The following is an 11,882-nucleotide window of genomic DNA, read 5'->3' as shown; positions in this document are numbered from 1 at the left end:
CACATGGCCAAGTTTTTCATCGATCGCCCGATCTTCGCGTGGGTGATCGCCATCATTCTGATGCTCGCGGGCGTCGCGTCGGTTTCGACGCTGCCGGTCGCGCAGTATCCGACCATCGCGCCGCCCGCGATTCAAATTTCCGCGATGTACCCGGGCGCATCGGCCAAGACCGTCGAAAACACGGTCACGCAGGTGATCGAGCAGCAGATGAGCGGTCTCGACCATCTGCTGTATCTGTCATCGACTTCCGATGACAGCGGCACCGCGACCGTCACGCTCACGTTCGCGGCGGGCACCAATGCCGACATCGCGCAGGTTCAGGTGCAGAACAAGCTGCAGCTCGCCACGCCCAATTTGCCGCAGGTCGTGCAGCAGCTTGGCATCAGCGTGACGAAGTCGAGCAGCAGCTTCCTGCTCGTGCTCGCGTTCGTGTCGGAAGACGGCAGCATGAGCCGCGACGACCTCGCGAACTACGTGGCCTCGAACGTTCAGGACCCGATCAGCCGTCTCAACGGCGTGGGCACGGTGACGCTCTTCGGCACGCAGTACGCCATGCGCATCTGGCTCGATCCCAACAAGCTCGCGAATTACGGCCTCACGCCGGTCGATGTGCAGAATGCGCTGCAAGCGCAGAACGTGCAGGTCGCGGGCGGTCAGCTCGGCGGCGCGCCGTCCGTGCCGGGCCAGTCCATGCAGGCGACCATCACCGAGGCGACGCTGCTGCGCACGCCCGAGCAGTTCGGCAACGTGCTGCTGAAGGTGAATCAGGACGGCTCGCGAGTGCGCGTGAAGGACGTCGCGCGCGTCGCGCTAGGCGGCGAGAACTACACGTTCGAGACGCAGTACAACGGCAGCGTGGCCGCGGGCTTCGGCATTCAGCTCGCGACGGGCGCGAACGCGCTCGCGACGGCGACCGCGGTGCGCGCGAAGATCGACGAACTGTCGAAGTACTTCCCGCCCGGTCTCGTCGTGAAGTATCCGTACGACACCACGCCGTTCGTGAAGCAGTCGATCGCCGACGTGGTGAAGACGCTGTTCGAAGCCATCGTGCTCGTGTTCCTCGTGATGTATCTGTTCCTGCAGAACCTGCGGGCGACGATCATCCCGACCATCGCGGTGCCGGTCGTGCTGCTCGGCACGTTCGCGATCATGTCGGCGCTGGGCTTCTCCATCAACACCTTGTCGATGTTCGGCCTCGTGCTCGCGATCGGCTTGCTGGTGGACGACGCAATCGTGGTCGTGGAAAACGTCGAGCGCGTAATGTCGGAAGAAGGCCTGCCGCCCAAGGAAGCCACGAAGAAGGCGATGGAGCAGATCACCGGCGCGCTCATTGGCGTGGCGCTCGTGCTGGCGGCGGTGTTCGTGCCGGTCGCGTTCACGGGCGGGTCGGTAGGCGCGATCTACCGCCAGTTCTCGCTGACGATCGTCTCCGCGATGGGCCTATCCGTGTTCACCGCGATGGTCCTGACGCCCGCGCTGTGCGCGACGCTCCTGAAGCCGCTGCCGAAGGGGCACGAGGAGAAAACGACCGGCTTCTTCGGCTGGTTCAACCGCACGTTCAAACGGAGCCAGGAGAAGTATCACACCGGCGTGTCGCACGTCATCAAGCGCTCGGGGCGTTTTCTGATCCTCTATCTCGTGATCATCGCGGCGGTCGCGCTGATGTTCACGCGCCTGCCCAAGGCGTTCCTGCCCGATGAAGACCAGGGCACGATGTTCGTGCTCGTCGCGACGCCGGCCGGCTCGACGAAGGAAATGACGCAGCGCGCGCTCGACGACGTGTCCGGCTATCTGCTGAAAGACGAGCATTCGATCGTCGAGTCGGTGTTCACGGTGAACGGCTTCAGCTTCGCGGGCCGCGGACAGAACTCCGGCCTCGTGTTCGTGCGCCTGAAGGACTTCGCGCAGCGCACGGCCGCGAACGAGAAGATCCAGGCGCTCGTCGGGCGCACCTTCGGCCGCTTCGCGGGCTACAAGAACGCGCTCGTGTTCCCGGTGAATCCGCCGTCGATTCCCGAACTCGGCACGGCGTCGGGCTTCGACTTCGAGTTGCAGGATCGCGCCGGTCTCGGTCACGAGAAGCTCATGGACGCGCGCAACATGCTGCTCGGCATGGCGGCGAAAGACCCGTCGCTCGCGCAGGTGCGTCCGAACGGCCTGAACGACACGGCGCAGTTCAAGGTGAACATCGACCGCGAGAAGGCGCTCGCGCAAGGCATCGAGCCGTCCACGATCGACCAGACGTTCTCGATCGTGTGGGCCTCGAAGTACGTGAACAACTTCCTCGACACCGACAGCCGCATCAAGAAGGTGTACATGCAGGGCGACGCGCCGTTCCGCATGTCGCCCGAAGACATGAATCGCTGGTACGTGCGCAATTCATCGGGCTCGATGGTGCCGTTCTCGTCGTTCGCGACGGGCGAATGGAGCTACGGCTCGCCCAAGCTGGAGCGCTACAACGGGCTTTCGTCGACCGAGATTCAGGGCATTGCCGCACCGGGCAAGTCGACCGGCCAGGCGATGGCCGCGATGGAAGCGCTCGCGGCGAAGCTGCCGGCGGGCGTGGGCTATGAATGGACGGGGCTGTCGTTCCAGCAGATCCAGTCCGGCTCGCAGGCGCCGGTTCTGTACGGCATCTCGATTCTCGTCGTGTTCCTGTGTCTCGCGGCGTTGTACGAGAGCTGGTCGATTCCCTTCTCCGTGATCATGGTCGTGCCGCTCGGCGTGATCGGCGCGCTGCTGGCCGTATCGCTGCGCGGTCTGGAGAACGACGTGTTCTTCCAGGTCGGCCTGCTGACCACGGTGGGCTTATCGGCGAAGAACGCGATTCTGATCGTCGAGTTCGCGCGTGACCTTCAGGTCTCGCAGAAGATGGGTCCGGTCACGGCGGCGATAGAAGCGGCGCGCCTGCGCCTGCGTCCGATCCTGATGACATCCCTCGCGTTCATTCTCGGCACGATGCCGCTCGCGATCAGCAACGGCGCGGGCGCGGCGAGCCAGCACGCGATCGGCACGGGCGTGATCGGCGGGATGATCACCGCGACCTTCATCGCGATCTTCATGGTGCCGATGTTCTTCGTCGTCGTGCGCGCGCGTTTCGGCGGCGACAAGGAGGACGCGGCTGCCGCGATCGCGCGCTATGACGCGCAGCGGCGCGCCCAGCAGGGCAACGAAGGACATTGACATGCGTAGACTTTCCTTGATTGCGGCGGCCATCGCCGCACTGGCGACCGGCTGCACGATGGCGCCGAAGTACGAGCGTCCGGCGGCCCCGGTGTCGTCGAGCTTTCCGACGGGCGGCGTCTACGCGACGCAGCCAGCCGCGGCGCATGACGGCGCGCGCTCAGCGAACGGCGCGTTCGCGGCGGATATCGGCTGGCGCGATTTCTTCGTCGATGCGCGCTTGCAGCGGCTCATCGACATCGCCTTGAAGAACAACCGCGATCTGCGCGTGGCGATGCTCAACGTGCAGGCCGCGCAGGCCCAATACCGCATCACGCGCTCGGAGCTGTTCCCGACGCTCGGGGCGCAGGCCAGCCAGTCGAAGCAGCGCACGCCGGCGAACATGTCGTTGTTCAACCAGACGATTCAGAACACGTATTCGGTGGGACTGAACGCGTCGTGGGAGATCGACTTGTTCGGCCGCGTGCAGAGCCTGAAGGATCAGGCGCTCGCGAAGTACTTCGCGACGGGCTACGCGCGCAAGGCGGTGGAGATTTCGCTGGTGTCGCAAGTGGCGACGCAGTATCTGCAAGTGCTGCAAGCCGATGATCTGCTCGCCGTCACGCGTCAGACCTTGAAGAGCGCGAGCGACTCGTACCGCATCGTGAAGCTGCAATTCGACAATGGCGCGGCGTCGGAACTCGATGTGAGCCAGGCGAGCACGGTGATGGAGAGCGCGGCGGCGAACCTTCAGGCGCAGGAGCGCGCGCGGGCGCAGGCAGTGAACGCGCTCGTGCTGCTGCTCGGCGAGCCGATGCCCGCTGACCTGCCGGGCGGCATGCCGCTCGACGGCCAAAAGCTGCTCACGGACATTCCGGCGGGCGTGCCGTCGGATCTGCTGCTGCGGCGGCCGGACATCATGGAGGCGGAGCAGAACCTGCTCGCGGCGAATGCCAACATCGGCGCGGCGCGCGCGGCGTTTTTCCCACGCATTTCGCTGACCGGCAGCTTCGGCACGCTGAGCCCGTCGCTCGGCGGATTGTTCGCTGCGGGCTCGGCGGCGTGGGGTTTCGCGCCGACCATTACGTTGCCGATCTTCGAAGGCGGGCAGAACCTGGCGAATCTCGATCTCGCGAACATCGAGAAGAAGATCGAAGTCGCGCAGTACGAGAAGACGATTCAGTCGGCGTTCCGCGATGTCGCGGACGGGCTCGCCGCGCGTGGCACGTTCGATCAGCAAATCGCGGCGCTCGAGCGCGATACGGCCGCGCAGCAGCGGCGTCTCGATCTTTCGGCGCTGCGCTATAGACAGGGCGTCGATAGTTATCTCGGTGTGCTGACCGCGCAGCAGGATCTCTACGCGGTGCAGCAGACCTTGATTGCGGCGCGGACGCAGCGGCTCGCCAGTCTCGTGACGCTGTATCAGGCGTTGGGCGGCGGGTGGATCGAGCGGACGGGGGATGTGCCGCGGGAGGTGGGGGCGGGCTAGCGCTTCGCCTCAAGTCGCGCTTCGCCCCATTGGAACACCCCAGACGATCGAACTTCGGCGTCTGGGGTGTTGTTCATTTCGTCAGCAAAAAAAACGCCGCGGCTCCCACCGCGGCGCACAACGCAAACACCCAGCAAGCACAGCCCAAACTCCTCAATGCGCATCGCCCGCATGCGCCGCGCCTTCGAACTCGTGCGCGGCTTCGTGCGCTTCGCGGCGCGCCTGGCGTTCCTTGCGCACGCCGTTGAACACGATGTTCAGCACCACCGCCGTCACCGAAGCCAGCAAAATCCCGCTATGCAGAATCGGTTCGAGCGCGTGCGGCAGTTGCGTGAAGAACTTCGGCGCGACGACCGGCACCATCCCCATGCCGACGCTCACCGCGACGATGAACAGGTTGTGCTGGTTCTTCGAAAAGTCCACGCGCGAAAGCGTCTTGATGCCGTTCGCCGCCACCATGCCGAACATCACGATGCCCGCGCCGCCGAGCACGAACGGCGGCACCGAAGCCACGACCTGCGCCATCTTCGGAAAGAGGCCAAGCGCCACGAGAATCACGCCGCCCGTCGCGCAGACGAAACGGCTCTTCACGCCCGTCACGCCGATCAGACCGACATTCTGCGAAAACGAGGTGTGCGGAAACGAGTTGAAGATGCCGCCGATCAACGTGCCGAGCCCATCGACACGCAAGCCGCGCACGAGCGCCTTCTGATCGACGGGACGCTCGACCAGATCGCCGACCGCGAGGAACATGCCGGTCGATTCGATGAACGTCACGAACATGACGATGACCATCGTCGCCACGGAAAGCGCGTCGAAATGCGGCATGCCGAAGTGAAACGGCAGCACGATGCCGACCCACGGTGCGTGCGCGACGCCTTCCATATTCACGCGGCCGAGCATCGCGGCAATGCCGAAGCCCACGACGATGCCGAGCAGCACTGAAATATTCGCGATGAAGCCGCGCGCGAACTTGTTGATGAGCAGAATCAGCGAAAGCACGACGAGCGAGAGCAGCAGATACACCGGATTGCCGTAGTCGGGATTGCCGATGCCGCCCGCCGCCCAGTTGATGCCCACGCCCATCAGCGAAAGCCCGATCACCGCGATCACGGTGCCGACCACGACCGGCGGGAAGAAGCGCAAGAGCTTGCCGATCATCGGCGCGAGCACGATGCCGATCACGCCCGCCGCGATCGTCGCGCCGAACACGTCGAGAATGCCGAGCGAGGGATTCGTGCCGATCGCGACCATCGGGCCGACGGCGGCGAAGGTGCAGCCCATGATGACGGGCAGGCGAATGCCGAAGATCCACAAACCGAGCGTCTGGATCAAGGTGGCGATGCCGCACGAAAACAGATCCGCGCTGATGAGGAACGCGATCTGGTCTTTCGGCAGGTTCATCGCGGCGCCGAGGATCAGCGGCACCGCGACGGCGCCCGCGTACATCACGAGAACGTGCTGAATGCCGAGTGTCAGCAACTGGCCGGTCGGCAACCGCTCGTCGACGGGATGCACCCTGGAATCTGTCGAACCCAACGCCATGTCTCTCTCCTTGTTTGCCAATCCGTTTGAATGGCCTCCAAGTTACGGGCATAAAAAAGCACGAACAAGACCGCACGGCGCTATACGTCGCGTTCGCGGGGCGATATGGGTTTCGCGCGCCACCGGTGGCGCAAACGTGCGCAAGCCCTTGCCACAAGGCGTTCGACGCATGCGCAAGGAATTTCGTCGCGTGACGGAAGGTCGCAATCTTCGGACGCTCGTTATGATGTGCATCACGCCGCGCGTATAGTCCATTTTTCGCCTTCCTCGCGCGATGGCGGGGTAAACCCGCGATTTACGCGTTTTCCCTAACGTCTTTTCAGACTCGACATCCCATGCGTTTTTTAGGCATCGATCTCGGTACGGGCTCTCTCAAACTCGCCATCGTCGACGAAGACGGGCGCGAAATCGCGTTCGCCAATGCGGCGTACGCGGTCACGAGCGCGCATCCCGGCTGGGCCGAAACCACCGTCGATGCGTGGTACTCGGCGCTCGTCGATGCCGCTTCGCGTCTGCCCGCGAACGAGCGCGACGCGGTGAGTGCAATCGGTTTCTCCGGACAGATGCACGGCGTCGTGCCGACCGCCGCCGATGGCCGCGCATTGCGCGCCGCGATGCTCTGGCCCGACACGCGCGCCCGCGATCTGCTCGACGCGTGGGGCCCGCCGCAGCCCAATCCGGTCGCGCCCGGCATGGCGGGGCCGTTGCTGCGCTGGCTCGCGCAAAACGAACCGCAGGTCGCGGCCGAAACCCGCTGGGCCTTGCAGCCGAAAGACTGGCTGCGCGCGAAGCTCGGCGGCGGTGCGCCCGCGAGCTTCGTCACCGATGCGTCCGATGCCTGTGCCACCGCGCTCGCGACGCCATCCGGCGCGTGGGACGACGCGCTCATCGGGCGGCTCGGCTTGCCGCGCGCATGGTTCGCGCCGCTTGCGGCATCGCATGAACGCGGCGGCGCGTTGTCGAAGGAAGCGGCTTCGGAACTGGGCTTGCGCGCGGGCATTCCGATGGCCGTCGGCGCGGGCGATACGCCGTGCGCCGCGCTCGGCAGCGGTCTGTCGTCCGATGGCGATGCGCTGCTCACCACCGGCACCGGCGGGCAGATCGTCGTCCTGTGCGCCGACGCGCCGGCGCCCGTGCACGGCCTGCATACCTATCGCGCGGCGACGCCCGCGTGGTATCGCATGGCGGCGATGCAGAACGTCGGCGTGGCGCTGGAGGCGGTGCGCGGCTGGCTCGGCTATGCGTCCTGGCACGACACGTATGACGACGCGTTCGGCGCGAACGCCAGCGCATCGGTGAGCTTCCTGCCGTACCTGAGCGGCGAGCGTTCGCCGTGGATGAACCCGGACGCGCGAGGCGGCTGGCTCGGCCTCGGTCTCGACGACACGCGCGGCACCTTGATGCGCGCCGCGTTCGAAGGCGTGGCATTCGCATTGCGTGCGGGACTGGACGCCATCCGCGAGAACGGCACGCCGCTCGACGCGATGCGGCTTGCGGGCGGCGGCTCGGTCGATCCGCGCTGGCGGCAACTGCTTGCGGATGCGCTGCGCGTCGAGCTGCACGCCGTCGATTGCCCGAACGCCGCGACGCGCGGCGCGGCGATGCTCGGCGGCATCGTGGCGGGGCACTGGCGCGTCGACGATCTCGGTTCGCTCGCGCCTGGCGCCACGCTCGCCGCGACGCCGCGCGCGGATGCATCCCTCGACGAACGGTTCGCGCGTTTCATCGGTCTGTACAAGCGTGCCGAAGACTGGTTCGCGCCGAATCGCAAGTCCGCTTAAACTTGGGGCGCTCTGCGGTAGCGCGTCGTCCCCGCTCATGAAGCGCGGCTTCATATGGGCGCTCACGACGCCCGCTTCATCACGATCACATCGAAATCTGCCATGGCCGCATCCACACCGTCGCATCCTGATTTCCGTTCGCGCGCGTTCCTGCTCGATCACGCATTGCGCACGATGACCTTCTATCACCCGCACTGCATGGACCCGGCGGGCGGCTTCTATCACTTCTACAAGAACGACGGCACGGTCTATGACCGCACGTCGCGGCATCTCGTGTCGAGCACGCGCTTCGTCTTCAACTACGCGATGGCGTACAAGCATTTCGGGCTCGACGAATATCGCGGCGGCGTGGCGCATGGCATCGAATATCTGCGCGCGTTTCATCGCAATCCGCAGACGGGCGGCTATGCGTGGACGCTGAACGGCCGCGACGTCACCGATGCCATCAATCATTGCTACGGCCTCGCGTTCGTCGTGCTCGCCTATGCGAAAGCCGTCGAAGCCGGTTTCGACGAAGCGCGCGCGTATCTCGACGAAACCTGGAACGTGATGGAATCGCGCTTCTGGGACGCGCAGCATGGTCTTTATAAGGACGAAGCGAGCGCGGACTGGCGCGTGTCGGACTATCGCGGCCAGAACGCGAACATGCATGCCTGCGAGGCGCTGCTCGCCGCATTCGAGGCGACGGGCGAGGCGCGCTATCTCGATCGCGCGGCCCTGCTCGCGGACAACATGGTGAACCGTCAGGCGTCGCTCGCGGGCGGGCTCGTCTGGGAGCACTACAAGCCGGACTGGTCGATCGACTGGGACTACAACAAGGGCGATCGCAGCAATATTTTCAGGCCGTGGGGCTTTCAGCCGGGCCATCAGACCGAATGGGCGAAGCTGCTGCTGATTCTCGACCGTCACCGGCCCGCGCCGTGGCATGCAACGCGCGCGCGGGAGTTGTTCGATCGCGCGCTGGCGCTTTCATGGGACCACGAGCACGGTGGCATGGTGTACGGCTTCGATCCCGACGGCAAGTTCTACGACGAGGACAAGTACTTTTGGGTGCAGGCGGAATCGCTCGCGGCGGCGGCCTTGCTCGCGGATCGCGCGCAACGCGATGGCGACGCCGCGCTTGCCGCGCGCTACTGGAGCGATTACGACCGCTTGTGGGCCTATAGCTGGGCGCATTTCGTCGATCACAAGTGGGGCGCGTGGTATCGCATCCTCACGCGCGACAACCGCCAGTACAGCGACGAGAAAAGCCCGGCCGGAAAGACCGACTATCACACGATGGGCGCATGCTACGAAGTCCTGAACGTCGTGCGCTGAAGACATTCATAACCTGGGAGTCGAACGATGAAGACGAAAGCAGCAATCGCATGGAAGGCGGGCGCGCCGCTCACGATCGAGGAAGTCGATCTCGAGGGCCCGCGCGCGGGTGAAGTGCTGATCGAGGTGAAAGCAACGGGCATCTGCCATACCGACTACTACACGCTGTCGGGCGCCGATCCCGAAGGCATTTTCCCGGCGATTCTCGGGCACGAAGGCGCGGGCGTGATCGTGGACGTGGGCCCGGGCGTCGGCACGCTGAAGAAGGGCGATCACGTCATTCCGCTCTACACGCCGGAATGCCGGCAATGCAAGTTCTGTCTGTCGCGCAAGACGAATCTCTGTCAGGCGATTCGCGCGACGCAGGGCAAAGGCCTGATGCCCGATGCGACCTCGCGCTTTTCGCTCGACGGCAAGCCGCTCTTTCACTACATGGGGACCTCGACGTTTTCGAACTACATCGTCGTGCCCGAGATCGCCGTGGCGAAAGTGCGCGAAGACGCGCCGTTCGACAAGATCTGCTACATCGGTTGCGGCGTGACCACGGGCGTCGGCGCGGTCGTGTATTCGGCGAAGGTGGAGGCGGGCGCGAATGTCGTCGTGTTCGGTCTTGGCGGCATCGGCCTGAACGTGATTCAGGGCGCGAAGATGGTCGGCGCGGACAAGATCATCGGCGTCGATATCAATCCGGGGCGCGTCGAGCTCGCGAAGAAGTTCGGCATGACGCACTTCATCAACCCGAAGGACGTGGAGAACGTCGTCGATCACATCGTGCAGCTCACCGATGGCGGCGCCGATTATTCGTTCGAATGCGTCGGCAACGTGAAGCTCATGCGTCAGGCGCTCGAATGCACGCACAAGGGCTGGGGCCAGTCGTTCATCATCGGCGTGGCGGCGGCGGGCGAAGAGATTAGCACGCGTCCGTTTCAGCTCGTCACGGGCCGCGAATGGAAGGGCTCGGCATTCGGCGGCGCGCGCGGCCGGACCGACGTGCCGAAGATCGTCGACTGGTACATGGAAGGGAAGATCAACATCGACGATCTGATCACGCATCATCTCAAGCTGGAGCAGATCAACGACGGCTTCGACCTCATGAAGAAGGGCGAGTCGATCCGTTCCGTCGTCATCTATTGATCGAGGAGAAGTCGATGCTGGAACTGGTGGAAGAACATCGTTGTTTCGATGGCGTGCAGCGCATCTATCGTCACGATTCGAAGACGATCGGCCTGCCGATGCGGTTCTCGGTTTTCCTGCCTGCGGGCGCGGCTTCGGGCAAGGTGCCGGCGCTGTTTTATCTCGCCGGCCTCACATGCACGGAAGAGACGTTCCCGATCAAGGCGGGCGCGCAGCGTTACGCGGCGGAGCATGGCATCGCGCTGATCGCGCCGGACACGAGCCCGCGCGGCGCGGAGATTCCCGGCGAGAAGGATGCGTGGGATTTCGGCGTCGGCGCGGGGTTTTATGTCGATGCGACGCGTGAGCCGTGGGCGGGGCGTTATCGGATGTATTCGTACGTGACGCAGGAGTTGCGGGAAGTCGTGTTGGCGGAGTTGCCGGTGCGTGGGGACCGGCTTGGCATCTTCGGGCATTCGATGGGCGGGCACGGGGCGCTCGTGCTTGCGTTGCGCAATCCGGATGTGTATTGCAGCGTGTCGGCGTTTGCGCCGATCGCGGCGCCTTCGAAGTGTCCCTGGGGGGTGAAGGCTTTTACCGGCTATCTCGGTGATGATCGTGCGGCGTGGGCGCAGTACGATGCCAGCGAGTTGATTTCCGGCGATGCTGCGTCACGGTTCGAAGGGGGGATTCTGATCGATCAGGGATTGGCGGATCAGTTTCTTGCCGAGCAGCTGCATCCTGAGGTGCTGGAGCGGAATGCGCAGGCGGCGGGGCATGATCGGGTGGTCGTGCGGCGGCACGAAGGCTACGATCATGGGTATTTCTTTATTTCGACTTTTGTCGGGGAGCATGTGACGCATCATGCGCGGGTTTTGTGTCGGTGAGTTTTTTTTGTCGTGAAGCTTGTATTCGTGTCGGTCTATTGGCTCTGCCCCTCCCCGGGGCGGGGGTAACTTTCTTTGCTGCTGCAAAGAAAGTCACCAAAGAAAGCAGCTTTTCAGGCCCGCGGTCACACGCAGTTTGGCCACTCTTCTCCTTCAAAGCGGCACTCGCCTAAGTGTCGCCCTCGAAGGACCCATCGGGCTTGGATCGCGCACGGTCTGTCGCATCGCGCCGTTCAACAAACGGGTACAGCCATTCCAAGCTCCAGCCCGCTTCGCGGCCGATGGGTAAATCGGGTTTGCGTGCACGCTCGTCTTCCGTTGGTTTCCCTCGCAAACCCAGCGGCAGCGCGTAGCGCTGTGCCGGTGCTATTTTGTGCTGCACCAGTGCGCTCGAAGTTATGGTTTGTCAGACCGTGCGCGATCCAAGCCCGGTTGGTCCTGTGAGGGCACTCTTTAGGCGAGGGCCGTTCCCCGAGGAGAAAAGTGGCCAACGTGCGTGTGACCGCGGGCGGTGACAAAGCTGCTTTCTTTGGTGACTTTCTTTGCAGCAGCAAAGAAAGTTACCCCCGCCCCGGGGAGGGGCAGTGC

The 11,882-nt window shown here is 64.4% G+C and carries 7 protein-coding genes; 6 read left to right on the top strand and 1 reads right to left on the bottom strand.

Going from position 1 to position 11,882, the window contains the following annotated elements; genetic code table 11:
* Positions 1-3: 3 nt before the first annotated feature.
* Positions 4-3,183, top strand: a complete 3,180-nt coding sequence (locus tag AWB70_RS00035) for an efflux RND transporter permease subunit (protein WP_060854042.1) — start codon at positions 4-6, stop codon at positions 3,181-3,183.
* A gap of 1 nt (position 3,184) precedes the next feature.
* The gene (locus AWB70_RS00030) at positions 3,185-4,651 is read left to right on the top strand and encodes an efflux transporter outer membrane subunit (RefSeq protein WP_053567613.1); all 1,467 of its coding nucleotides are present in this window, start codon (positions 3,185-3,187) and stop codon (positions 4,649-4,651) included.
* A gap of 153 nt (positions 4,652-4,804) precedes the next feature.
* Here AWB70_RS00030 and AWB70_RS00025 read toward each other — a convergent pair whose 3' ends face one another.
* Positions 4,805-6,196 carry a nucleobase:cation symporter-2 family protein gene (locus AWB70_RS00025; protein WP_053567516.1) on the bottom strand — a complete coding sequence of 464 codons (1,392 nt, stop codon included), beginning with the start codon at positions 6,194-6,196 and terminating at the stop codon, positions 4,805-4,807.
* A 335-nt stretch (positions 6,197-6,531) separates the two neighbouring features.
* Between AWB70_RS00025 and AWB70_RS00020 the strand changes: the two genes are divergently transcribed.
* From AWB70_RS00020 to fghA, 4 genes are all read left to right on the top strand, one after another.
* On the top strand, positions 6,532-7,977 hold the full coding sequence (locus AWB70_RS00020) for a xylulokinase (RefSeq protein WP_053567517.1): 1,446 nt from the start codon (positions 6,532-6,534) through the stop codon (positions 7,975-7,977).
* Between the two features lie 102 nt (positions 7,978-8,079).
* Positions 8,080-9,294, top strand: a complete 1,215-nt coding sequence (locus tag AWB70_RS00015) for an AGE family epimerase/isomerase (protein ID WP_053567518.1) — start codon at positions 8,080-8,082, stop codon at positions 9,292-9,294.
* Positions 9,295-9,321: 27 nt separating this feature from the next.
* On the top strand, positions 9,322-10,428 hold the full coding sequence (locus AWB70_RS00010; protein WP_014190570.1) for an S-(hydroxymethyl)glutathione dehydrogenase/class III alcohol dehydrogenase: 1,107 nt from the start codon (positions 9,322-9,324) through the stop codon (positions 10,426-10,428).
* Between the two features lie 14 nt (positions 10,429-10,442).
* A complete protein-coding gene (gene fghA / locus AWB70_RS00005; RefSeq protein ID WP_053567519.1) occupies positions 10,443-11,294 on the top strand; it encodes an S-formylglutathione hydrolase in 852 nt (283 codons plus the stop codon).
* The last annotated feature ends 588 nt before the right edge of the window (positions 11,295-11,882 follow it).

The sequence above is a fragment of the Caballeronia cordobensis genome (assembly GCF_001544575.2).
GTDB lineage: Bacteria > Pseudomonadota > Gammaproteobacteria > Burkholderiales > Burkholderiaceae > Caballeronia > Caballeronia cordobensis.
Note: the sequence above shows the minus strand (reverse complement) of the source record. Positions and strands in the feature narration are given on the sequence as shown.